21 protein-coding genes are annotated in these 21,834 nt (G+C 59.6%); 5 read left to right on the top strand and 16 right to left on the bottom strand.

Features of this window, described 5'->3' with window-relative positions; genetic code table 11:
• Nucleotide 1: 1 nt before the first annotated feature.
• The 5 genes from NXC24_RS33935 to NXC24_RS33920 all read right to left on the bottom strand — a co-directional run bounded on the left by NXC24_RS33935 (nucleotide 2) and on the right by NXC24_RS33920 (nucleotide 4,496).
• Nucleotides 2-952, bottom strand: coding sequence for a DUF58 domain-containing protein (locus NXC24_RS33935; RefSeq protein WP_104827625.1), 951 nt, complete (start codon nucleotides 950-952; stop codon nucleotides 2-4).
• A 9-nt stretch (nucleotides 953-961) separates the two neighbouring features.
• Nucleotides 962-1,939, bottom strand: coding sequence for a MoxR family ATPase (locus tag NXC24_RS33930; protein ID WP_104827988.1), 978 nt, complete (start codon nucleotides 1,937-1,939; stop codon nucleotides 962-964).
• 67 nt (nucleotides 1,940-2,006) lie between these two features.
• Nucleotides 2,007-3,641 carry an arylsulfatase gene (locus tag NXC24_RS33925; protein WP_104827624.1) on the bottom strand — a complete coding sequence of 545 codons (1,635 nt, stop codon included), beginning with the start codon at nucleotides 3,639-3,641 and terminating at the stop codon, nucleotides 2,007-2,009.
• Nucleotides 3,642-3,828: 187 nt separating this feature from the next.
• Nucleotides 3,829-3,960 (bottom strand): hypothetical protein, encoded by a 132-nt coding sequence (locus NXC24_RS36230; RefSeq protein ID WP_260304416.1) that lies wholly within the window; start codon nucleotides 3,958-3,960, stop codon nucleotides 3,829-3,831.
• A gap of 26 nt (nucleotides 3,961-3,986) precedes the next feature.
• The gene (locus NXC24_RS33920; protein ID WP_104827987.1) at nucleotides 3,987-4,496 is read right to left on the bottom strand and encodes a polyketide cyclase; all 510 of its coding nucleotides are present in this window, start codon (nucleotides 4,494-4,496) and stop codon (nucleotides 3,987-3,989) included.
• A 116-nt stretch (nucleotides 4,497-4,612) separates the two neighbouring features.
• Here NXC24_RS33920 and NXC24_RS33915 point away from each other — a divergent pair, with 116 nt between their 5' ends.
• Nucleotides 4,613-5,512, top strand: coding sequence for a LysR family transcriptional regulator (locus NXC24_RS33915; RefSeq protein WP_104827986.1), 900 nt, complete (start codon nucleotides 4,613-4,615; stop codon nucleotides 5,510-5,512).
• 20 nt (nucleotides 5,513-5,532) lie between these two features.
• Here the strand turns inward: NXC24_RS33915 and NXC24_RS33910 are convergent, their stop codons facing one another.
• The 6 genes from NXC24_RS33910 to NXC24_RS33885 all read right to left on the bottom strand — a co-directional run bounded on the left by NXC24_RS33910 (nucleotide 5,533) and on the right by NXC24_RS33885 (nucleotide 12,405).
• Entirely contained in the window at nucleotides 5,533-7,185 is a 1,653-nt protein-coding gene (locus NXC24_RS33910; RefSeq protein ID WP_104827623.1) for a GMC family oxidoreductase, read from the bottom strand.
• A 30-nt stretch (nucleotides 7,186-7,215) separates the two neighbouring features.
• Nucleotides 7,216-8,298 carry an ATP-binding cassette domain-containing protein gene (locus tag NXC24_RS33905; protein WP_104827622.1) on the bottom strand — a complete coding sequence of 361 codons (1,083 nt, stop codon included), beginning with the start codon at nucleotides 8,296-8,298 and terminating at the stop codon, nucleotides 7,216-7,218.
• Between the two features lie 4 nt (nucleotides 8,299-8,302).
• Nucleotides 8,303-9,187, bottom strand: a complete 885-nt coding sequence (locus NXC24_RS33900) for a carbohydrate ABC transporter permease (RefSeq protein ID WP_104827621.1) — start codon at nucleotides 9,185-9,187, stop codon at nucleotides 8,303-8,305.
• Nucleotides 9,187-10,074, bottom strand: coding sequence for a sugar ABC transporter permease (locus NXC24_RS33895; RefSeq protein WP_104827620.1), 888 nt, complete (start codon nucleotides 10,072-10,074; stop codon nucleotides 9,187-9,189). The genes NXC24_RS33900 and NXC24_RS33895 overlap by 1 nt, the downstream gene beginning before the upstream one ends.
• Nucleotides 10,075-10,156: 82 nt before the next feature.
• Nucleotides 10,157-11,392, bottom strand: a complete 1,236-nt coding sequence (locus NXC24_RS33890; RefSeq protein ID WP_104827619.1) for an ABC transporter substrate-binding protein — start codon at nucleotides 11,390-11,392, stop codon at nucleotides 10,157-10,159.
• Nucleotides 11,393-11,451: 59 nt separating this feature from the next.
• A complete protein-coding gene (locus NXC24_RS33885) occupies nucleotides 11,452-12,405 on the bottom strand; it encodes a sugar phosphate isomerase/epimerase (protein WP_104827618.1) in 954 nt (317 codons plus the stop codon).
• Between the two features lie 219 nt (nucleotides 12,406-12,624).
• Here NXC24_RS33885 and NXC24_RS33880 point away from each other — a divergent pair, with 219 nt between their 5' ends.
• Nucleotides 12,625-13,707 carry a LacI family DNA-binding transcriptional regulator gene (locus NXC24_RS33880; protein ID WP_104827617.1) on the top strand — a complete coding sequence of 361 codons (1,083 nt, stop codon included), beginning with the start codon at nucleotides 12,625-12,627 and terminating at the stop codon, nucleotides 13,705-13,707.
• A 79-nt stretch (nucleotides 13,708-13,786) separates the two neighbouring features.
• Here the strand turns inward: NXC24_RS33880 and NXC24_RS33875 are convergent, their stop codons facing one another.
• The 5 genes from NXC24_RS33875 to NXC24_RS33855 form a co-directional block, all read right to left on the bottom strand.
• A complete protein-coding gene (locus tag NXC24_RS33875; protein WP_104827616.1) occupies nucleotides 13,787-14,530 on the bottom strand; it encodes an aspartate/glutamate racemase family protein in 744 nt (247 codons plus the stop codon).
• Nucleotides 14,531-14,534: 4 nt separating this feature from the next.
• Nucleotides 14,535-15,356 carry an ABC transporter permease gene (locus NXC24_RS33870; protein ID WP_104827615.1) on the bottom strand — a complete coding sequence of 274 codons (822 nt, stop codon included), beginning with the start codon at nucleotides 15,354-15,356 and terminating at the stop codon, nucleotides 14,535-14,537.
• A gap of 1 nt (nucleotide 15,357) precedes the next feature.
• Complete coding sequence (locus tag NXC24_RS33865; protein ID WP_104827614.1) at nucleotides 15,358-16,269, bottom strand: ABC transporter permease; 912 nt, start codon at nucleotides 16,267-16,269, stop codon at nucleotides 15,358-15,360.
• A gap of 69 nt (nucleotides 16,270-16,338) precedes the next feature.
• Nucleotides 16,339-17,637: a PotD/PotF family extracellular solute-binding protein gene (locus tag NXC24_RS33860; protein WP_104827613.1), complete on the bottom strand. Its 1,299-nt coding sequence runs from the start codon at nucleotides 17,635-17,637 to the stop codon at nucleotides 16,339-16,341.
• A 29-nt stretch (nucleotides 17,638-17,666) separates the two neighbouring features.
• A complete protein-coding gene (locus NXC24_RS33855) occupies nucleotides 17,667-18,755 on the bottom strand; it encodes an ABC transporter ATP-binding protein (RefSeq protein WP_104827612.1) in 1,089 nt (362 codons plus the stop codon).
• A 263-nt stretch (nucleotides 18,756-19,018) separates the two neighbouring features.
• On the opposite strand from NXC24_RS33855, the gene NXC24_RS33850 reads away from it, so the two are divergent.
• The 3 genes from NXC24_RS33850 (at nucleotide 19,019) to sfnG (ending at nucleotide 21,740) form a co-directional block, all read left to right on the top strand.
• The gene (locus NXC24_RS33850) at nucleotides 19,019-19,732 is read left to right on the top strand and encodes a GntR family transcriptional regulator (protein WP_104827611.1); all 714 of its coding nucleotides are present in this window, start codon (nucleotides 19,019-19,021) and stop codon (nucleotides 19,730-19,732) included.
• A gap of 290 nt (nucleotides 19,733-20,022) precedes the next feature.
• Nucleotides 20,023-20,598, top strand: a complete 576-nt coding sequence (gene msuE, locus NXC24_RS33845) for an FMN reductase (RefSeq protein WP_104827610.1) — start codon at nucleotides 20,023-20,025, stop codon at nucleotides 20,596-20,598.
• Between the two features lie 32 nt (nucleotides 20,599-20,630).
• Nucleotides 20,631-21,740, top strand: a complete 1,110-nt coding sequence (sfnG, locus tag NXC24_RS33840) for a dimethylsulfone monooxygenase SfnG (protein WP_104827609.1) — start codon at nucleotides 20,631-20,633, stop codon at nucleotides 21,738-21,740.
• The last annotated feature ends 94 nt before the right edge of the window (nucleotides 21,741-21,834 follow it).

The following is a 21,834-nucleotide window of genomic DNA, read 5'->3' as shown; positions in this document are numbered from 1 at the left end:
GTCATCGCCTCCGTTGCCGCCAGGCGGATTGCTCCAGCAGGCGGCGGAGCTGCGGCGCGGTTTCTTCCGCGGTTGAAATCGGCAGCATTGGAAGGCCAAGCTCTCGTTGCCAGGACCGTAGTTCCCGGCCGCGCTCACGTGCGAAGCGATCGATCGCTTGCCGGACGTCGCCTTGTCTGAGCATCAGTTCTGCCTGAAGACTGCCCCCGCTGATCACGATGTTGCCCGATTGCGGCAACTGCAGAAGGAAGGGATCGTAAACGAGGAGGCAGATCACGTCGTTATGTGCCGAGAGGCGCAGCAGCGTGTTGCGTGTCGCCGCCGTATGACCATCGAAGTCGCTGATGAAGACGACGAGATGATCATGATGAGCGATGTTCGCGACGCGGGCAGCAACGGCGTCGAGCGCGGCGAGACCGGGCGTTCCGGCATAGGCAGCGCTCAACCCTGTATTCTGGCGGGCAATCCTGTCGGCAAGGCCCATGACGGCTTCCCGGCTGCGGTGCGGCCTGAGCTCGACAATCTCGCTGTCGTTGAACACGAAGCCGCCGACCCGGTCGCCGGAGCCGAGAATCCGCCAGGCGCAGAGCATGGCCGCCTCCGCTGCGGTCACCGATTTCATCGACCGTCGGCTGCCGAAGAACATGTTGATGCGCTGGTCGACGACGATCAGCGCTGGCCGTTCCTTCTCTTCCGTGTAGACGCGGACTGCCGGCCTGCTGGTGCGTGCCGTGACCCGCCAGTCGATTGTGCGGATGTCGTCCCCCGGCAGATAGTCGCGCAGTTCCTCAAAACTCAGGCCCCGGCCACGCATCGACGAGCGCATCCGGCCGGAAAGTTGACGATGGCTCCGCGCCTTTTGGACGAAGGTCAGGTCGCGAGCCTGGCGCTCGAGAGCGACGAGCTGCTCGGTGCTGACATGGACGCCTGTGCTGCCTTCGTTGCGAGCCATGGCCGTTCCTCATGAAACCGCCACGAGTTCGACGATGCGGTCGATGACCTGATCTGGCGCGGTGTTGGAGGCATGAGCCTCGTAGGAGAGGATCAGGCGATGGCGGAAAACGTCGCTGACAACAGCCTTGACGTCGTCGGGGATGACATAGTCGCGACCCCTCAGCCAGGCATAGGAGCGGGAAACTTTGTCGAGACCGATGACGCCGCGCGGGCTGACACCGACCTGCAGCAATTTGGCGAGGTCCTTGTCATATCTGTCGGGGTATCGCGTGGCGAAGACCAAAGCGACGATGTATTTCTCTATGGGATCGGAGACGGCAACCGCTCCTATCTCCTTGCGTGCCTCGAATATTGCTTGCGGATCAAGCCTTTGCTGCGGCGTGGCCTTGCCCTCTCCATGTGCTTCTTTTTCCTCATCGCGATTGAGCCGCATGATTGCTCCTTCGGATGTTTCGTTGGGATAGCCGACCTCCACATGCATCAGGAAGCGGTCGAGCTGCGCTTCGGGGAGGGGATAGGTACCCTCCTGCTCGATCGGATTCTGCGTCGCCATCACCATGAAAAGCGCGGGCAGAGGATAGCTCTTGCCCCCGACGGTTACCTGCCGCTCCTCCATCGCTTCCAGCAAGGCCGACTGCACCTTTGCGGGCGCGCGATTAATCTCGTCGGCGAGGATCAGGCTGGCGAAAATCGGTCCCTGCTGAAACTTGAACTCGCCCCTGCCGCCCTCGCTGAAATAGATCTCCGAGCCGGTGATATCGGCCGGCAGCAGGTCCGGTGTGAACTGGATGCGCGAGAGCTCGGCGTCGAGATTCCTCGCCAGGCTCTTGATGGCGCGCGTCTTCGCCAACCCCGGCAGGCCCTCGACCAGAAGATGGCCATTGGCGAGCAGCCCAAGGAGAAGCCGCTCGACCATCGCCTCCTGGCCGATGATCGAACGGCCAATCCGTGCGCTCAGCGCGATAATGTCGTCACGTGCGGTCATGCTCGTCCCGTCCATATTGGAAGCGGGCGAGGCCTTCAGGCCACGCCCGTCGATGGGGTTCGCCGAACTACTTGGCTGTCGCCGGACTTTGTTCCAGCGATTTCATCAGTGCGTCGATCATCTGGTCCACGCTGAAGCTGGCCGGCCGCTGGCTGGGCGGATACTCGCGGAAAGTTTGCAGGAATGGAGCCACCCGCCAGACGCCATACTGCACGAGATAGGCGTTCTTTGCGTACCAGTCATAATACTGGTCGGAAACGATATCCGCCCGCTCATAAGGGTCCATTCGAAGATTGAAGGTCTTCGGAGCGCGAAGGCATGTGAACGGATTGGCCCAAACCTGAAAACCGCCCGGCTGACGCTGTTCGCAGAAGACGAGCTTCCAGTCGCCGAAGCGATAGGCGACAAGCTGGCCGTCGTCATCGAAGTAGAAGAATTCGGTACGGGCCGATTTCGGCTGTTGCCCTGTCAGATATGGAAGCTGATTATAGCCGTCGAGATGGACCTTGAACTGGTTGCCGCTAATCGCCGTTCCCTTGAGAAGGCGGTCCTTGATGTCGGGGTCGCCGGCAGCCGCGAGCAACGTCGGGAACCAGTCAAGTCCGGATACCATCTCATTGGATGTTTCACCCGCCTTTACATGGCCGGGCCAACGGATGATCGCGGGTACCCGGAAAGCGCCTTCCCAGTTTGTATCCTTTTCACTTCGGAACGGCGTCGTTGCGGCATCCGGCCATGACCATTGGTTCGGGCCGTTGTCGGTCGTGTATAGCACGATCGTATTGTCGGCGATGTTGAGATCGTCCAGTGCTTTCAGCAGTTTGCCGACGTCGCCGTCGTGCTCGATCATACCGTCGGCATAGTCGTTGCCGGGCATGCCGCTTTGGCCCTGCATGGATTGCCGGACGTGGGTGAAAGCATGCATTCGGGTCGTGTTCATCCAGGTGAAGAAGGGCTTACCCTCCTTTGCCTTCCTTTGCATGAAATCGATGGCGGCGGCCGTCGTTTCGTCATCGACCGTCTCCATGCGTTTCCGGTTCAAAGCGCCAGTGTCTTCGATCTTGCCGTCCGATGACGCCTTGAGAACGCCGCGCGGAGAGTTCGTGCGGACGAATTCCTGGTCATCTTTCGGATAGTAGGGCCGTTCCGGCTCCTCCTCGGCATTGAGATGGTAAAGATTGCCATAGAACTCGTCGAACCCGTGGTTGGTCGGTAGGAATTCGTCCCGATCGCCGAGATGGTTCTTGCCGAACTGGCCCGTTGCATAGCCGAGCGGCTTCAGGGCTTGTGCGATCGTGATATCGCGGGGCTGGAGGCCGACCGTTGCGCCCGGGATACCAACCTTGCAAAGGCCGGTGCGCAGGCAGACCTGACCGGTGATGAAGGTCGAGCGCCCTGCCGTGCAACTGTTTTCGGCGTAGTAGTCCGTAAACATCGTCCCTTCCTTGGCGAGGCGGTCGATGTTCGGCGTCCGGTAGCCCATGACGCCAAAGGAATAGGCGCTGATGTTCGTCTGGCCGATATCGTCGCCGAAGATGACGAGAATGTTGGGCTTCGAGCCGGCATTGTCCGTCGCCGGCGTTGTTGCAGACGGTGCAGCCTGCTGTGCATGGACCGGGAATGACGCAAGCGAAATTGCGCCGAGCGTTATAGCGAGAGCCGCGGTGGCACCGAGGAGGCGTCGAGAGAAGGCCGTGTTCATCACGTCCTCCTCGCCATGTCGTGGTCGTTCAACATTACGGTCTCCTTTGGTCGGGCAGTGTCTGGCGCTGCCGAAACTGGATGTCGTATTCGACCACGCCACACTTCTCCCGATAAGGTTCCCGTGGAAGTACGTTACGGTAAACGCGGACGTTGCGGACGTAACAGAAGACGTAAATCGGGATGGGCTACTGGGTCAGCGGCTGCGACTTTGGATTGGTCTTGAGCGCATCGTCGACGTCGGCCGCCTGTTGCTCGGCGGCCGTCAGCGATGACGATGAATCGATCCGCGCCATCGAGCGGGGGGTGGATCTTGGCATTCGCTTCTTATAGGCGCGTCTTGCCACTATCTCGTGGCCGTGCGAGCGGCAGCAATCAAACCATCCAGCCAGTCTTGGTGGCCGTTGATCATGGGGTTGGGCTTGGTCTTTGCCAGATCTTCGGCAGGCTTGCCCTTTTGTGTCTCCTGGGTGAGAACGCGAACCCGCCCGCCCGGCAGTTCCTCGATCAGCCATGCGTGATGAACGTCAAGACGGGTCTCGCCTTCACCAGCCCAGCCATGCCAGGCGACACGACCCGGCTTTCCTTTCGTTGGAGGCACGTATTCGACGACCTCAGCTTCGACGGGAAATCCAAAGGTCTCAAAATAAAAGCGCACGCCTTCTTCCAGTTCCGGCCCTTTGCTGTCGTAGAAGCGGACATTCGCGGAATTGGGATAGTAGCTTGGCCAGAGCGTGGCTTGACTGAGCTGTGGCCAGACATCAGCAACCTGAAGATCGGCGGCGATGACCTCGTTGGAGGAGAAGTTTTCGGTGAAGCCTGGAAGGTAGCCTTCCGGCCATTGAATTGCATTCATCATTCGGAAATTCCTCATACTGCAGCCTGCTGGAGGTCGTGCTCGTTTCGTATTGCTCCGTAATGCCAAATATGCAGACATAAGGGAAATTGGCATTCATGATGATGGATATAAGAATGCGAGATATCAGATCCCTGGACCTCAATCTCCTCAAGGCGCTTGACGCCCTATTGGACGAACGCAGTGTTACTCGCGCCGCCGAACGGCTCGGCCTTACTCAGCCTGCGGTCAGCGGTATGCTCACGAGAATGCGAGTGAGCTTCGATGATCCGCTCTTTGTCCGAACCCAGCGCGGGGTTGTGCCGACGCTGAGAGCGATGGAACTCGCTGGGCCGGTTAAACAAGTCCTGGGCGACGTAGAAGCATTGCTTCAGCCGCCGACATTCGATCCTGCTACGGCGGAGTTCACAATGTCTATCGCGGCGACAGACTACGCGCTGCATGCTGTTGTCCTCCCTTTCCTGCCGAAGCTAAGGGCAGTCTCCTCAGGTGTACGCGTGGCCGTGCGGCCCTTGGAGCACGATAGGGCACAGATGCAGTTCGAGCGTGGCGATCTCGATCTGGCGCTCGTGACGCCGGAAACTGCGCCGCCGGACCTGCATGCGCGCCATCTCTTCGACGAGACCTACGTGTGCGCCATGCGCGAGGGACATCCAGACGCTTGTGGGCCGATCGATCTCGACCGGTTTTGCGCACTGGACCACGCGCTCGTATCTTATTCCGGCGAGCGCTTCTGGGGCGTCACCGACGACGCTTTGGCCTCCCTTGGCCGCCGACGGCGGGTCGCGCTTTCCGTAACCAGCTTCCTTATCCTTGCCGAAATCTTACGCAGTACTGACCTGATCGCCGTTGTTCCTCGACGTCTTGTTGAAGGCGTCGAGGGCATTTTGGTGAAGGAGTCGCCAGTCAGCATTCCTGGATTCTCGAAGATCGCGGTTTGGCATGAACGAACGCATAGCGATCCGCGCCATCGGTGGATCCGCTCGATGATATTCGAGACGCTTGCGGTCACCTGACCCGATCTGACGTACGGGGCTCACGTATCATTTGCTGAGTGTCGGCTGACAAGATTCCGGCAGGCGCGGACCGTCAACGCCATGACGGTAAGTGTCGTGCCCGCGATGCCACTGCCGGGAAAGGCACTGGCGTCGGTGACGATGACATTAGGAACATCCCAAAGCTGGTTGTAAGGGTTCAGCACCGAACTCCCCCGGTCGCTCCCCATCCGCGCTCCGCCGGTTTCATGGATTGCCGCTCCCATGCACATAGTCTTGCGGAACCATTTTCGGAACATGAAGCGGCTGAACGGATCGGCGTCGGGGAAGGCGCCGCGTCCCATTTCCATGAGGCCGGTGGGGGAGCCGATGAACTCGAGATCGCCGCCGACGCTTCGCACCATGTCGATGAGCACCTCTTCCTGCTGGCGGAGAAGCGCGTGCTCTTCTTGGCCCATGAGGCAGCGGATATGGGGAACGGGGATCCCCCAGGCATCTTTGCGTCGCGCGTTGAGGGTAATGCGATTGTCCGCGTAGGGCAGCATGCGACCAAAGCCAAAGAATGCCAGCCGCGACGGCTTGTCATCGGGCGTCGGCGTCCGGCCGATGCTGCCCTGGTAGTCGAAATCGCCGCGACCGGCATCGCCGGTTCCAAAGCGCGGCACGAAGATGCCGCCCGAGGGATTGTAGAAAGGATCGGTCGGGGCGGAATCGTCGGTCGCCCATCCTTTTGCCTTGCCGAAGGAGCCGAAGGCAAGGCATGGCAACTGATCCATGAAATAACGCCCGAGCGCACCAGAGCTGTTGCCCAGTCCCTCTGGGTGCCTGGCGGATGCCGAATTCAAAAGCAGCCGCACGCTTTCGATCGGCGAAGCCGACAGCACCACAAGGGTGGCATACGCGGTCTCGACCTTGCCGGTGACGCGATCGATGAACTCGGCGCCGGTTGCCCGGGTGCCTTGCTCATCCGTCGCGATGCGGCGGACGATCGCATCGTGGCGGATGGTCAGCCGCCCGGTCGCGAGCGCCTCCCTCAAGGGCTTTGGCGTACGTTCTGCATCCGGCGCGATATAGCGCCAGGACACGACATGCCGCTGCGGCCAGCGACCTTCCACTTCGCTCTTGAAGATTTGTTCGGCGGGTGTGAGTTTTGCCAGACGCGCATAAATGCCGTCCGGCAGGGTCTCTACACCATCAGGATTGCCGTAGAGCCCAAGGCCGGCTTCAACCTCCTCGTAATAAGGCACGAGATCGTCATAGCTGACCGGCCAGTCCACGCCTTTACCTGTTCGCGACTGGATCTTGAAGTCGTCATCCGTCCAGCGCAGCAGCACGCGACCGAAACTGTGCAGGCGACCGCCGCCCTGCCTGCCGCGGATCCAGAGGAACGGCGCATCCTTTGGCGTGGTGTAAGGGTTCTTTCGGTCATTGACGAAGAAATGGCTGAAACGCTCGGTGAAGAAGGCGGCGCGCGCCTGGATGGGCTGGCCCTTTATCGTCGCGCGTGCGCGCTCCCATATGTTGATGCTGCTGGCCGGCAGTTTCTTGCGAGTCGGATCAAAATCCTTCTGGCTTACTGCGGGACCAGCTTCGAGCAAAAGCACTGAAAGCCCCTGAGCGGTCAATTCTTTGGCGGCGAAGGAGCCGGCGGCGCCGGAACCGATCACCAGCGCGTCGTAGACAGTCTGAGACATGGGTAGCTTCCGTATGACATGAAAGTGGCTTTAGAGGCGGGCGCCATCGGCGTCGAAGAGGGAGGCTTTGGCGACATCGAGCCCTGGGTTGATCGTCGTGCCCGGCTGGAGTGCGGCATCCCCCATGATGCGGTAGGAGAGGCTTTGTCCCGCCCAGTCGAACCACAGCACGGTGTCAGCTCCCATTGGCTCGACGACCGAGACGATGCCGGGAATGGTGGGCCAACCGCTTGCAGCGCCATCCGGCGCGATGTGTTCCGGCCGGATGCCGAGCGTAGCAGGACCTGGCGTGACGGGTGCCAGAAATGGATAATCGGTCAGGTCGATGGTCAGGCCGTTGCTTTCAAAGACCGGGGTCTCTGCCTTGATGGCGATCTCGCCCTTGATGAAGTTCATCGCCGGTGCGCCGATGAAACCGGCAACGAAAAGGTTTGCGGGGCGATGGTAGATCTCGGATGGGCTGGCAAGCTGCTGGATTACACCGTCCTTCATGATGGCGATGCGGTCGGCCAGGGTCAGCGCTTCGACCTGGTCATGCGTCACATAGATCATCGTGTTGCCCAGGCTCTGATGCAGCTTTTTGATCTCGACGCGCAATTCGTTGCGTAGCTTGGCATCGAGATTGGAAAGCGGCTCGTCGAATAGGAAGACGTTGACCTCGCGCACCAGGGCGCGGCCGATTGCGACGCGCTGGCGCTGGCCGCCAGACAGTTCCGAAGGGCGGCGATCGAGCAGTGTGTCGAGATGGAGAAGCGAAGCGGTTCGGGCAATGCGCGCCTCGATCTCGGCCTTGGGAAGGCCCGCCACGCGCAAGCCGAAGGACAGGTTCTTGCGCACCGACATGCGCGGGTAGAGGGCATAGGATTGGAACACCATGCCGATGCCGCGGTCCTTCGGTTCGGCCCAGGTGACGTTCTTGTCCGATATCCAGATCTCGCCATCGCTGATGTCCTGAAGACCCGCGATGGAGTTGAGCAGGGTCGACTTTCCGCAGCCGGACGGCCCCAGCAGGACGAGAAATTCGCGTGGCGCAATATCGATCGACAGCTTCTCGATGACGGTATGGTCGCCATAGGCAATCTTGAGGTCTTTTACGGATACGGCAGGCTGCATGGCGTTATCCCTTGACGGCGCCGGCGGCGACACCACGCAGGAACCAGCGGCCGGAGAAGAAATAGATGGCGAGTGGAACGACGGCTGTCAGGATAGTGGCCGCCATGTTCACGTTGTAGGCGCGCTCGCCCATTGTGGTGTTGACGATGTTGTTGAGCTGCACGGTCATCGGCAGGTTGTCCCTCCCGGCAAAGACCAGGCCGATCAGGAAGTCGTTCCAGATCCCGGTGAACTGGAAGATGGAGGCGACGACGACCATCGGTACCGACATGGGCAGCATGATCTCGACGAAGATCCGCCAGAAGCCGGCGCCGTCGACGCGTGCGGCCTTGCAGAGCTCTTCGGGGATGGCGACGAAATAATTGCGGAACAGCAGCGTCACCAGCGGCAGGCCGAAAATGACATGAACCAGGACGACACCTGCCACCGAGTTATAAAGGCTCAGATTGGCGAGCAGGCGCACCAGCGGATAAAGGAAGATCTGATAGGGGATGAGGCCGCCGGCCATCAGAAGTCCGAAGAGCAGGCCCGATCCCCTCGGTCGCCAGAAGGACAGGGCATAACCGTTGATCGCACCGATGAAGACGGAAATCGCCACGGCCGGTACGGTGATCTTCACCGAATTCCAGAACCCGATGCGCACGCCAAGGCATTGCGTGCCCATGCAGGCTCCAGACCACGCTGTCTTCCATGCATCGAAAGTGACCGGGCTGGGCCAGGCGAAGATACGGCCCTGACGGATTTCCTCCATCGTTTTCAAGGAGGTGACGAGCATCGTGTAGAGCGGCAACAGGAAAAACAGCGCCGAAAGGATCAGGAAGGCATAGAGCCCGATCTGGCCGGCTGTCAGTCGCGAAGGTTTTGGGCCGCGGGCGTGAAGGGCTGCCATCAACGCGCTCCCCTTCTTCTGGCGCGCATGGCAAGCGCATAGCGAAACGGTGCAACGGCGATGATGACGGAGAGCACCAGGACCGTGGCTCCCGCGCTCGCCAGTCCGAGGTTCTGGCGTTCGAACAGATTGTCCATAATGAATTTTGCAGGCACTTCCGTCGAATAGCCGGGTCCGCCGCCGGTCTGCGCCACGATCAGATCATAGGTCTTGATCACGCCCATGGAGAGCAGCATGCCCGATGCCGCAAGCGCCGGCCCAAGTTGCGGCAGGATAATGGAGAGATAGATGCGCCAGATCGGTATTCCGTCGATCTGGGCGGCTTTCCATTGCTCTTCGCCGATGCCGCGCATGCCGGAGAGCGCGATGACCATGACAAGGCCAGCCCCCTGCCAGACGCCAGCGAAGACGACGGTATAGATCGCCATGTCGCGATTGACGATCCAGTCGAAGACGAAGCCTTGCCAGCCAAACGCCCGGACGGTGGCCTGAATGCCGAGGGTCGGGTTCAGCATCCACTGCCAGATGAGGCCCGTGACCACGAAGGACATGGCATAGGGATAGAGGAATATGGTGCGGAACATGCTTTCGAAGCGGACCTTGCGGTCAAGGGCGGCTGCCAGCACGAAGCCGAGGGCGAGGCAGCCTGCGACATAGAGCGCGCCGAAGATCAGCACATTTTCCAATGAGGCGAGCCAGCGCGAATTCTTAAACAGCCTGGTATATTGGGCAAAGCCGACATAGTTGGACGACGGGAAGATCGTCGAATCCGTGAAGGACAGCCGCACCGACCAGACCATGGTGCCGATATAGACGAAAATCGCGGCGAGCCATGTCGGCAGGAGCGCACAGGTCGCAGCAAGGGAACGTCTGCGCTTGGCTTGCATCGGCAAACTCTCTCAACAAATTCTCGCAAAAGGAATAGGCAGAGCCGACCGGCGTCCCTGCCGGTCGGCGCCTGACGAGGCCCTATTCGAAGATCGCGAAGAATTTCTCGGCGCCGGAGGCGCTATCTTCCGAAGGGTTGGTCCAGAACTCGTCTACAAAGTCGTTGAGTGCGCCGGCTTGCTGCGGGGAGAGGATCAGAGCCTGGTCCGGCACGATCTTGCCCGCGCTCATCAATTCCAGTCCTTTCTGCGCGCATATATCGAGCTTCGACTTATCGACGTCGGTGCGCATCGGCACGGAACCCTTCTTGAGCGAGAATTCGACCTGGATGGCAGGATCCATGGCGACCTCCGCGAGCAGTGTCTGACCCTTCTGTGAAGCCGCATCGGCGATCTTCGGGAATGAGAAGGAATCGGCGACATAGACCATCCCCGGCGATTGCGGGGCGAGCATGCAGCCATAGTCCTTGCCGAGCGCTTTGCCGGCGGCAACGAATTCGCCCTTGGCCCAATCGCCCATGAACTGCACGCCGGCCTTTCCGGTGATGACCATGGCAGTTGCGTCATTCCAGTTGCGCCCTGCGGCACCTTCATCGACATAGGCACGCAGCTTGCCGAGAATATCGAGCGTCTTTTTCACGCCTTCCGTCGATGCCTCGCCCTTGTCCTTGCCGACATAGATCTTCAGGAAGCCGTCGATGCCGACCTGTGTCAGCAGGATCATGTTGAAGACCTTGGATTCCTGCCAGGATTGGCCGCCCCAGGCGACCGGCTGTACGCCGGCGGCCTTGAGCTTGTCGAGAGCCGCGAAGAATTCGTCCCAGCTCTTGGGCTCTTCGCTCACGCCGGCCTTGGCGAAGGTCTCCTTGGAATAAAATACCCAGCTTTCGCCATGGGCGCCGGTGGGCGCAAGATAGACCTGGCCGTTGTATGAAATGAGGTCGGCGATCGATTTCGGCAGGACATCCGCCCATTTTCCGGCTTTCGCGATGCCATCGATGGGGCTCAGAAGGCCCTGACTGACGAAGTCCGCATTGGCGAGACCGAGCACGGTCTGCTTGGCGGCCGGCGGATCGCCAGCGACCAAGCGGTTCTGAAACGCTGCATCGGCCGCGCCGAAACCGGCAATGGACGAATCCTTCCAGATCCCGCCGCGTTTTTCAAACTCCTGTTTAATGACGTCCAGAGCTGCCGCTTCTCCGCCGGAGGTCCAGGAGGTCATCACCTCGGCTTTCGGCTTGTCTTCGGCACGGGCCGAGGAAATGGCTGCCGAGAGCACGGCGGCTCCCACCAGTAGGAGCTTCATTGTATTTTTCATCGTTCCACCTCTTCAAGAAAGCCCTCTTGGCGGGGCTTTTGGTTTTCGGGTCATGAAAATCAGCGATAGGTCGGCAAAAGCGCCTGCCGCACGAGCTTGAGCCCATTTGCGATGTCGGCGACCGGATCCGGTGCGGCATCGAGCTCGAGAATGGCCCAGCCCTCATAGCCGCGGTCTCGCAACAGCCTGATCCAGCCCGGCCAATCGACGCGGCCGAGTCCGAAGCCGCAGAAATAGGGGTGATGGCGATCATGGATGTGCTCGTCGATCGGGGTATCGGCCGGCATAGGTCCGAGTGCATCCTTCCAGTGGGCGATGATCATGCGCTCGTGATGACGCTCGACGACCTGCAGCGGGTCCGAGCCGGCGACGATGATATGGGCTGTGTCCGGGCACATATGCACGTAAGCCGGGTCTGTCAGCAGCATCAGCAGATCGACATCGCGGGAAGCAGCGAAGATCGAGTGCGCCTCGGTGTGAAGGGCCAGCCGCACGCCCTTCGCATAAAGAACTGCGCCAAGGCGATTGAGGAAATCGGCAATCTTGCGCGCCTGCTCGAAATCGAAGAACCGCACCGGCTGGGCGCCGAGCGTCTGACGCAGCGGCGCGCCGATGACCATGATATCGCTGCCGCAGGCTTTGAGGAATTCAGCGTATTTCTCCGCCTTTTCGATGATGGCAGCCTGTGCGTTCGCCTCCGTAAAATCGCCCGCCGCTTCCAGCTCTGCGAAAAAGCCGCTCGCCAGTGTCAGTCCGCGCCTGGAAAGCTCGGCGGCGAAAGCCTCCACCGAGCCGTAGGTCTTCGTCGCGTCCTGCCAGTTGAACGGCGAAAAGGTCAACTCCACGCCGCTAACGCCGGAAGCCTGCACGGCATCAAGGATCTTGTCCCAAAAAACGCGGGGTTCGCTTCGGGAGAGTGCAATGATGCTGTCGTAATCCTTCACGCCCCAGAAACCGGGGTGGAAAAAGGTGACGAGATCGACGCCAAAGCGAAGCCGTTCGGTTGAGGTCATGACGCTATCTGTTCTCCGGGCATGGGGGATCGGTTGTGGAGTTGAGGTCCACAACGAATAATCCATAATGATTTCAATGCGCTGTCATTGGCAATCGTTTGCCATGCCCAGATAGTAGACAAGTCGTTTTTTTATGCAAGCGGTTTTTGGCAATCGTTTGCTATATGGCTGCGATTACCGTAGCATCCGGCGCAGCAGGCATCGGGAAGGAAGAAAAAATTGAAAAAAAACAAAGATATGCCGGTGGAGGAGCAATCAGGGCCTTTAATGGCGGATGTCGCGCGGCTGGCTGGAGTGGCAATTTCCACGGTCAGCCGCGCACTTGCCAATCCCGGGCGCGTCAACGAGAAGACTCGCGTCAAGATCGATGCGGCCGCCAAGCAACTGGGCTACACGCCGAATGCTATGGCCCGCGGCCTCAGGGTCGGCAAATCCAGCACCATCATGATCATCCTTCCCGGATCACTCTATTACGGTGTTTCCCAAGTCATTCCCCAAGTTCTGCAAAGCATCAACAAGGCCTTGCTGCAGAATGGCTACAATCTGATGATCGCCAATCTGGGCCGCGATGCGGAATCGGAAAGGCATATTCTCAACCTGGCCTTCGGCGGCACCATTCGCGGCGCCATCATCCTGTCGTCGAAACTGCCTGAGGTCGATGGACGCTCCTTAGCCAATGCGGGCTTGCCGATCGTCTCCATGTTGCTCGACATGAGCGACGCCGGGGTGCCGAGTGTCGTGACGAATGATCGTGAGGCGGTACGGGACGTGACAACCGAGCTGATCAGACTGGGCCATAAACGGTTTCTCTATATCGCCGGTCCGGAGGGCAATTATCACGACGTTGAACGTTATGGCGGCGTGATCGAAGCCTTGCGCGATGCCGAGCTTTCTGAGGAGGCGGTGTCGCGATCCGGCGGTAACCTCGACTACCAGGAAGGCTTCAAGATCGGCATTCAGGCGGCGGCCGACTTCGCGCGGCTGACGGACAAGCCGACAGCGGTGATTGCGACAAGCGATGACATGGCGATTTCTTTCATCAGTCGCATACAGCACACGGGGTTGCGAATTCCCGAGGATCTGTCGGTGGTTTCTTTCGATGGCGCACCGGTATGCGAGTTTTGCTTTCCGCCGCTCTCGACGATCGAACAGCCATTCGAGGAGATGGGACAGGTTGCCGTGGCGCGCCTGCTTGATGCCATCGGACAGGAAAAGAAGGAGCGGGACAGGCGTGTTGTCATCCGCAGCAGGCTGATCCCGCGCGAGAGTATGGCTCCGCCAAAGAGCTGCATCGGAAAATAACGCATTGCGCTTTGTTGGTGAGAAACTGCCGCTCTACTTTACTGATTGAGCGAGCAGGGCATGATCTTCGTGCCGGCCTTCAGACAGCTAGTTTCCTTGGCGCGAAATCGCTCATCGCGCCGCTAAAGGGCTTCGGCAGCGGCGAGGCATAGGAGCCGCGTTTGCTGGTGGAGAGGCCGAGCGACACCAGTGCTTCCGCCTGTTTCACCGCCGCCGCGACGCCGTCGATCACCGGGACGCCGTAGATCGCCTGCAACTCGTGCGCAAGATCAGTCATGCCGGCGCAGCCGAGCACGATCGCCTCCGCCCCGTCTTCTTCCAGCGCTCGTTCGATTTCCGCTCGCAACTTGCCGATCGCCCCGGATGCGGCATGTTCGAGTTCCAGCACGGCGATATCGGAAGCACGCACCTTCGCCCGACCGCCCATGCCGTAGCGTTGAACGAGATTGTCGATCAGGACACGTGAACGCTCCAGCGTTGTCACGACCGTGAAGCGCTGGGCGAGAAAGCCAGCGGTCGCGACGGCGGACTCGCAAAGCCCCAGAACGGGGACATCGCAAAACGACCGGGCGGCCTCGAGGCCGGTATCATCGAAACAGGCGATGATTGCCGCATCATAGCCTATCGTCAGTCGTTCCTTGAGTTCGCTCAACAGGCCGGGAACGGCGAGCGCGCCGTCATAATATCCCTCGATAGAAGCTGGTCCCATCCGTGACGTGGCGGCAATGATGTCCGTTCCAGACGCAGCGACGGCGCGGGCGGCAATCGCAGCCTTTTCGGTCATCGACGCGCTGGTATTCGGATTGATGAGCAATAAACGCATGATCTCAGCTTTTCTTGGCCTGCCGGCGGCCGAGCATGGCCATGATGCCGAGCGCCACGAGAATGATGGTGAAGGAAAAGAGGGTGGTCACAGTTCCCAACGCATAAAGCACGGGCGTGGTGACGTTGGTGGTCATGCCGTAGATTTCGAGCGGCAGCGTGTTGTAGGTGCCGGATGTCATCAGGCTGCGCGCGAACTCGTCATAGGACAGCGTAAAGCCGAATAGGCCGACGCCGATCAGGCTCGGGGTGATCATCGGCAGCACGACATGGCGGAAGGTCTGCCATGAGGTCGCCCCGAGATCGCGCGCAGCCTCCTCGTAAGCCGGTGAAAAGCGGTTGAAGACGGCGAACATGATCAGCACGCCGAAGGGCAGCGTCCAGGTCAGATGCGCGCCGAAGCCCGAGGAATACCAGGCCGGAGCAAGACCGCCCTGCTGGAAAACGACGCCGATGCCGAGCGAGATGATGATCGACGGAACCACCAGGCTGGCGACCGTCGCGTAGAACAGCAATGATGATCCACGAAAGCGGCGGCGGAAGGCCAGGCCTGCCAGCAGCGACACGACGACGGTGACGATCATCACCATCAGCCCGAGCATGAGGGATCGGCGGAACGAGGCGCCGAAATCGCCGACCGCCTGCTTCTCGAACAGATTCGCAAACCAATGCAGAGAGACACCGTTCAGCGGAAAGGTCAGGCCGCCATCCGGTCCCTGGAAGGAAAGGATAAGGATCGCCGAGAGGGGGCCATAGAGAAACAGCACGAAGACAAGGAAAAAGATCGCCAGGACATAGAATTCCAGGCTGCGCTTTTCGCGGTTCATCTCAAAGCTCCTTGCGGATATCGACGACGCGCAGGATGGCGGAGACCATCAGCAGGACGAGGACCAGCAGTACGACGGCATTCGCTGCCGCGGCTGGGTATTGCAGAAGCGACATCTGGTTTTTCATCATCAGCGCGATAGAGGCGCTCTGGCCGCCGGACATGACCTGCACGGTCGAAAAATCGGCCATGACCAACGTTACGACGAAGATCGTGCCGATCGCCATGCCGGGCTTGGCAAGGGGGATCACCACGTTCCAGAGGATTTGCCAGCCGCTGGCGCCGGCATCGCGCGCCGCTTCGAACAGCGAGCGGTCGATGCGCATCAGCGTGTTGAAGATCGGCGTCACCATGAACAGCGTATAGAGATGCACCATGGCGAGCACGACGGCGAAATCGGAATAGAGCAGCCATTCGATCGGCTTCGGTATGAGGCCCATCTGGATCAGGGTCGAATTAACGAGGCCATTGCGTCCGAGCACCGGGATCCAGGAGATCATGCGAATGATGTTCGATGTCATGAAAGGCACTGTGCAGACGAGGAAAAGCACCATCTGCGTCGATGTGCGGCGGATGTGGAAGGCGAGGAAATAGGCAACCCAGAAGCCGATCACCAGCGTCAATACCCAGACGATGGCGGTGAATTTCAGCGTATTGAGATAGGTCTTCCAGGTGACCCAAGAACCGAGCGTATCGGTGTAATTCGTGGTCAGGAAGGCGGGATAAAGACCGGCGAAATCATAGTCCCAGAAGCTGACGACACCGATCATCGCGATCGGCAGCAGGAAGAAGAAACCCAGGATCAGAAAGAGCGGCGCTGCCTGCAGATAGGAGACGAGCCATAGCGGCACGCCGAAATGGCCACCTGCTTTCCGTGGTGCCTGATCTGTTTCTGAGGAGGCGATCGTCGCCATGTCCCGGTCTCTCCGTTAGCGGCTTCCTCCCCCCGCTTGCGGGGAGAGGATTTGATTTGGGGGTGGTGCTTAGGCGGCGATAAACTCGTTCCAGCGGCGGACCATGTAGCGGTCTTCGTCCATCACCGAGTTCCAGCAGGCGACCGCGCCCATGCGGGCTTCGAACGAGCCGCCGTCGCGAACGGCGCCGGCCTTCTCCATGACCTTGCCTTCCGGAGACAGGATATCGCCCTGCGCCGGCTTGCCTTCGATCCAGTAGCCCCATTCGTCGGCCGACATGAATTGCTTGGCCGTTTCCATGCAGGCCGAGTAGTAGCCCTGGCGATTGAGGTAGCCGCCGACCCAGCCGGAGGTGTACCAGTTGATGTATTCGTAAGCGGCGTCGAGCTGCGCGCCTTTCAGATGCGAGGCGAGGCCAAGGCCGCCGCCCCAGGCGCGATAGCCTTCCTTGAGCGGCTGGAAGGTGCAGGCGATCCCCTTGGAGCGCACAGCAGCAACGGCCGGCGACCACATCGACTGGATGACGACTTCGCCCGACGCCATCAGGTTGACGCTTTCGTCGAATGACTTCCAGAAGGCGCGGAACTGGCCGTCACCCTTGGTCTTGATCAGGAAGTCGATCGTCTTGTCGATCTCCGCCTTCGTCATGTTGCCCTTGTCGGCATATTTGATCTTGCCGGCGGCTTCCATGATCATCGCGGCATCCATGATACCGATCGACGGGATATTGAGGATCGCGGTCTTGCCCTTGAAAGCGGGATCGAGAATGTCGGCCCAGCTTGTGATCGGACGACCGGTCAGGTCCGGACGGATGCCGAGCGTGTCGGCGTTGTAGATGGTCGGAACCATCGTCATCCACTGCGTCGGCTCCTTGGCGAATTTCTTGGAGCCTTGCGCTTCGACGAAGCCGACCGTGTGTGGCGCCGTGCCCTGGGCGATGACGCTGTCCGACTTCAGCTTGCCGTTGATGAACAGCGGCACGATCTTGTCGTAATATTTGAGCTTCTTGACGTCCATCGGCTGCAGAACGCCGGTTGGGAAGACCTTCTTGGCGATCCAGTATTCGATGTCGGCAATGTCATAGCTGTCAGGTTGGGTGACGGCGCGCTGGGCGGCGGCGTCGGAGTCGGTTGCCGTCATTTCCAGTGTGATGCCGAGATCGGCCTTGCACTTTTCGGCAATGGCATTGATGTTCGAAACGCCGGTGCCGAACTGGCGAAGCGTGATGTTCGATTGCGCCCAGATGGTCGGAAAGCCGGTGATGAGGCCGGAGCCGGCGATCGCGCCGGCGGCGGCAGCGCCGGTCTTCAAAAGCGAGCGGCGGGAAATTCCTTTGGCCGCCTTAGTGGTCTTCGTTTCAGTCGTCATGTCAGTTCCCCTGTTGTGATGCTTGGAATTCATGCGGAAACCCGGCCAAGGAGGACGACGTCCTCCGGAGCCCAGCTCAGAGACACCGCATCGCCGACCGATACGGGTTTGGCGAAGTAATCGCCGTCGCTCGCGATGACCGTGAAGTCGTCGCTGCCCGCGCCGTTGACGGTGATTTTCACCGACGCGCCGCGATATTCGATGTTGGAGACGATGCCGTTGAAGCCGAGGGTTTTTTCGGAAGCCACTTGCAGGCGCACGCGGTCTGTGCGGATGCCGATATCGATGGCCTCGCCCACGTCCCTACCGGTTCCTGACACAGAAAAACTCTGCCCCTCGGGCACTGTCATCGTCAGCACGCCGTTTTCGCTGGATGCCACCCGGCCGGAAAGCACGTTATGGTCTCCCATGAAGCGGGCGACGAAGGCTGTCGCAGGACGCTCGAAGACTTGACGGGGCGTGGCCGCCTGCTCGATCCGGCCATCGTTCATGATGACGATGATATCGGCGAGCGCCATGGCCTCCTCCTGGCTGTGCGTCACATGCACGAAGGTAATCCCGAGCGTCTTCTGCAGCTTCTTTAACTCGGCGCGCATGCGGATCTTCAGGAACGGATCGAGCGCCGAGAGCGGCTCATCGAGCAGCAGGGCTTCCGGATCGGTAATCAGCGCGCGGGCGAGGGCCACGCGTTGCTGCTGCCCGCCGGAAAGCTGCGCCGGACGCCGTGTGGCATAGGCCTCCATCTGCATCAGCTTCAGCATCTCAAGCGCCTTGGCCCGACGCTCGTCCTTGTCCACGCCCTTCATCTTCAGGCTGAAGGCGACATTGTCGATGAGATCGAGATGCGGAAAGAGCGCATAGGACTGGAACATCATGGCCGTGCCGCGCTTGGCTGGCGGGAAGTCGGTGACGACGGTGTTTCCGAGGCGGATATCGCCCGACGAAATGCTTTCGTGCCCGGCGATCATGCGAAGGGTCGACGTCTTGCCGCAGCCCGATGGACCGAGAAAACAGCAATAAGAACCGGCAGGAATCTTCAGACTGATGGCATGCACGGCTGTCGTGCTGCCATAGATCTTCGAAACGGATACTATATCGATCTCTGCCGCTTTCGACATCATGCCTTCCTCTGTTTAAAAGAGACAATGCACGAGCCATGCCAATTTCGGTGCATTGCAGCAAACTATTGATAACAATCGAAGTTTTTGGAATTCTTAGATTGAATGGATATCATCGGTAATTCGACGAGTGCACATCAAATAGGCTTTCGTACACAAAATAATCACATGATTGTATACAATTTGGCGTCGTAACTGCACTCAAATCTATTGGATTTTTGCGACGAACCTGGGTATGTTCAGGGAAAATCAGGTCGTATTTCATGAAGCCAACTGCGGGCGCCCTCCAAGCCGCCGACGATTCAGCCGAAACAAGCACGCAGCAGATCCGCGACGCCATTCGCGACGCGATCGTTGAAAGACGCCTTGCTCCTGGCGCGAAGCTTTCCGAGGCAGATGTCGGCAATCTCTTCAATGTCAGCCGCACGCTGGCGCGTGCCGCCTTGCAGGCGCTTTCCTATGAAGGGCTTGTCAGTGTCGAGAAAAATCGCGGCGCTTTTGTCGCCTATCCGTCCCCGGAGGAGGCACGGCAGATCTTCGCCGCACGCCGGCTCGTCGAGCCAGGCATCCTGCTTGAGGCGGCAGCCAGGATATCGCCGGCGGACATCCAGCATCTGCGGCAGCTTCTATTGCTGGAAGGCAGGCTGGTCGAAGAGCACGGATCGGCCGCCCGCCGCGCGGAGATCAAGGCCTCAGGCGATTTTCATCTGGCAATCGCGGTGATATCAGGCAACGCCATCATGCAGCGCTTCATGGAGGAACTCGTCGCTCGCTCCTCGCTGGTGATCGCGCTCTACGGCCAGTCGACAGCCTCGAGCTGCGGCCATCATGAACACGGCGAAATCGTCGATGCCCTTGAGCAGAAGGATTCGGACAGGGCCTGCCGCCTTATGCTGCAGCACATCGCCCATATCGAGACCGATCTCGACATGCGTGAACGCAAGGGCTTCAATCTGAAAGAAGCATTCGACATCTGAGGGCCGTGGCGTTCAGATCGCGAGCAGGCGCTTGAGAGGTTGCCGGACCTCTTAAGACGATTGCGCTTCCAATTCCATATGTCATTCAGTTCCCTGGTCGCGCTCTGGCCTCAATTCTTCAGCACATCCGCTATCCCTGATGCTTTGGGTTTGAGAAAATTCTTCCGATAAGCCGCCACTGAAAATAGGAATTCAATCCACTTTGCTTCGAAGATTAGAACATCTTCGCCTATCAAAAATCTACTAAATATATAGGGTAAATTATCTAATTAACCGGACAGATCATCATCATGAACATCCTCGCGCTGAGTGGCAATGTCAAAAGACCATCCAGGACGGCGTCCTTGGTGAACGTCGCCGCCAATCGGCTGCGGCAGCGCGTTGGTGGCGATGTGCAGTCCATCGAGCTTGTCGACGCGGCCCCCGTGCTCTTTCGGGCGCTTAGAGCGGATCAACTCGATACCGAAGGCAAGGCGATCATCGCCGCGGTGGAAGGCGCCGATATCATAATTGTTGGATCGCCCGTCTATCGCGCGTCCTACAGCGGCGCGCTGAAGCATCTCTTTGATCTCGTCGATTATCGAGCACTCGCGGGCAAACGGGTCATTCTCGCCGCAACCGGCGGGACACTGTTGCATGGCCTGATGCTTGAGCACCAATTGCGGCCGCTCTTCGGTTTCTTCAATGCGCTGACCGTCCCGACCGCAATCTATGCGCTTGAGGCCGACTTCGCCGATCACGAACTCACGAATCCCGCCGTCCTCGAGCGCATCGATCGAGCCGTCGAAGAGGTCGCGACAATCACGCCAGCGCTCGACATCGGAGCGATCGCCGCCCCGGGAAAACACAGCGGATTGGCAGCCTAGCCCATAGAACGAAATTCAAGAGGGAGCTTTACATGACTTTTTCCAATGCCGCGAACGATCCGGTCAAATTTGCCTATTGGGTGCCGAATGTTTCGGGAGGCCTGGTGATTTCGAATATCGAACAGCGTACGAGTTGGACGATCGAATACAACAGGAAGCTTGCGCAGATCGCCGAAGCGAGCGGTTTCGAATATGCCTTGAGCCAGATCCGTTTCACGGCAGGTTATGGAGCGGAGTTTCAGCATGAGTCCGTCTCGTTTAGTCACGCCCTGCTTGAATCGACCACGACATTGAAGGTGATCGCGGCGATCCTGCCCGGTCCTTGGAATCCGGCCCTTGCCGCCAAGCAGATTGCGACCATCAATCACCTGACCAACGGGCGCGTCGCGGTCAATATCGTGAGCGGCTGGTTCCGCGGCGAATTCGCCGCCATTGGCGAGCATTGGCTCGATCATGACGAGCGCTATCGTCGCTCGGAGGAGTTCATCCGTGCACTTCGCGGCATCTGGACCGAGGACAATTTCACCTTCCGCGGCGATTTCTATCGCTTCAACAATTATTCGCTGAAGCCGAAGCCGATCGACCCGCAGCCGGAGATTTTCCAGGGCGGCTCCTCCCGTGCCGCTCGCGACATGGCGGCCCGGGTGTCTGACTGGTATTTCACCAACGGCAATACGCCGGCCGAGATCCGCAAGCAGGTTGACGACATCCAATCGAAGGCCAAGGAGAATGGCCATTCCCTGCGGATCGGGGTGAACGCCTTCGCAATCGTGCGCGAAACGGAGGAAGAAGCCAAGGCAGTGCTTGCCGAGATCATCGAGAAGGCCAATCCCGAGGCGGTCAATGCTTTCGGGCATGAAGTTAAGAACGCCGGCAAGGCGTCGCCGGAAGGCGAAGGAAACTGGGCGAAATCCTCTTTCGAAGACCTCGTTCAATATAATGATGGCTTCCGCTCGAACCTCATCGGCACGCCACGGCAGGTTGCCGAGCGGGTTGTGGCGCTGAAGCAGGCGGGTGCGGATCTGATCCTGCTGGGCTTCCTGCATTTCCAGGAGGAGGTCGAGTATTTCGGCAAGCATGTGATCCCGCTGGTTCGTGAGCTCGAAGAGGCTGCTAGTACCCAGCCAGTGGCGGCCGAATAGGCTCGCTGCAGCAAAATACCTCGTAAGTGAAACATGATGGGTGCGTGGGCCGATTGGTCCACGCCAACGGGATTGGCGTGCCATGTTCAAGCCG

The sequence above is a fragment of the Rhizobium sp. NXC24 genome (genome assembly GCF_002944315.1).
Classification (GTDB): Bacteria; Pseudomonadota; Alphaproteobacteria; order Rhizobiales; family Rhizobiaceae; genus Rhizobium.
Note: the sequence above shows the minus strand (reverse complement) of the source record. Positions and strands in the feature narration are given on the sequence as shown.

Excerpts from the sequence above, each read along its gene's own strand:
- NXC24_RS33935 (WP_104827625.1), bottom strand. The coding sequence starts at position 952 with ATGGCTCGCAACGAAGGCAGCACAGGCGTCCATGTCAGCACCGAGCAG.
- NXC24_RS33930 (WP_104827988.1), bottom strand. The coding sequence starts at position 1,939 with ATGACCGCACGTGACGACATTATCGCGCTGAGCGCACGGATTGGCCGT.
- NXC24_RS33925 (WP_104827624.1), bottom strand. The coding sequence starts at position 3,641 with ATGAACACGGCCTTCTCTCGACGCCTCCTCGGTGCCACCGCGGCTCTC.
- NXC24_RS36230 (WP_260304416.1), bottom strand. The coding sequence starts at position 3,960 with ATGCCAAGATCCACCCCCCGCTCGATGGCGCGGATCGATTCATCGTCA.
- NXC24_RS33920 (WP_104827987.1), bottom strand. The coding sequence starts at position 4,496 with ATGAATGCAATTCAATGGCCGGAAGGCTACCTTCCAGGCTTCACCGAA.
- NXC24_RS33915 (WP_104827986.1), top strand. The coding sequence starts at position 4,613 with ATGCGAGATATCAGATCCCTGGACCTCAATCTCCTCAAGGCGCTTGAC.
- NXC24_RS33910 (WP_104827623.1), bottom strand. The coding sequence starts at position 7,185 with ATGTCTCAGACTGTCTACGACGCGCTGGTGATCGGTTCCGGCGCCGCC.
- NXC24_RS33905 (WP_104827622.1), bottom strand. The coding sequence starts at position 8,298 with ATGCAGCCTGCCGTATCCGTAAAAGACCTCAAGATTGCCTATGGCGAC.
- NXC24_RS33900 (WP_104827621.1), bottom strand. The coding sequence starts at position 9,187 with ATGGCAGCCCTTCACGCCCGCGGCCCAAAACCTTCGCGACTGACAGCC.
- NXC24_RS33895 (WP_104827620.1), bottom strand. The coding sequence starts at position 10,074 with ATGCAAGCCAAGCGCAGACGTTCCCTTGCTGCGACCTGTGCGCTCCTG.
- NXC24_RS33890 (WP_104827619.1), bottom strand. The coding sequence starts at position 11,392 with ATGAAAAATACAATGAAGCTCCTACTGGTGGGAGCCGCCGTGCTCTCG.
- NXC24_RS33885 (WP_104827618.1), bottom strand. The coding sequence starts at position 12,405 with ATGACCTCAACCGAACGGCTTCGCTTTGGCGTCGATCTCGTCACCTTT.
- NXC24_RS33875 (WP_104827616.1), bottom strand. The coding sequence starts at position 14,530 with ATGCGTTTATTGCTCATCAATCCGAATACCAGCGCGTCGATGACCGAA.
- NXC24_RS33870 (WP_104827615.1), bottom strand. The coding sequence starts at position 15,356 with ATGAACCGCGAAAAGCGCAGCCTGGAATTCTATGTCCTGGCGATCTTT.
- NXC24_RS33865 (WP_104827614.1), bottom strand. The coding sequence starts at position 16,269 with ATGGCGACGATCGCCTCCTCAGAAACAGATCAGGCACCACGGAAAGCA.
- NXC24_RS33860 (WP_104827613.1), bottom strand. The coding sequence starts at position 17,637 with ATGACGACTGAAACGAAGACCACTAAGGCGGCCAAAGGAATTTCCCGC.
- NXC24_RS33855 (WP_104827612.1), bottom strand. The coding sequence starts at position 18,755 with ATGTCGAAAGCGGCAGAGATCGATATAGTATCCGTTTCGAAGATCTAT.
- NXC24_RS33850 (WP_104827611.1), top strand. The coding sequence starts at position 19,019 with ATGAAGCCAACTGCGGGCGCCCTCCAAGCCGCCGACGATTCAGCCGAA.
- msuE (WP_104827610.1), top strand. The coding sequence starts at position 20,023 with ATGAACATCCTCGCGCTGAGTGGCAATGTCAAAAGACCATCCAGGACG.
- sfnG (WP_104827609.1), top strand. The coding sequence starts at position 20,631 with ATGACTTTTTCCAATGCCGCGAACGATCCGGTCAAATTTGCCTATTGG.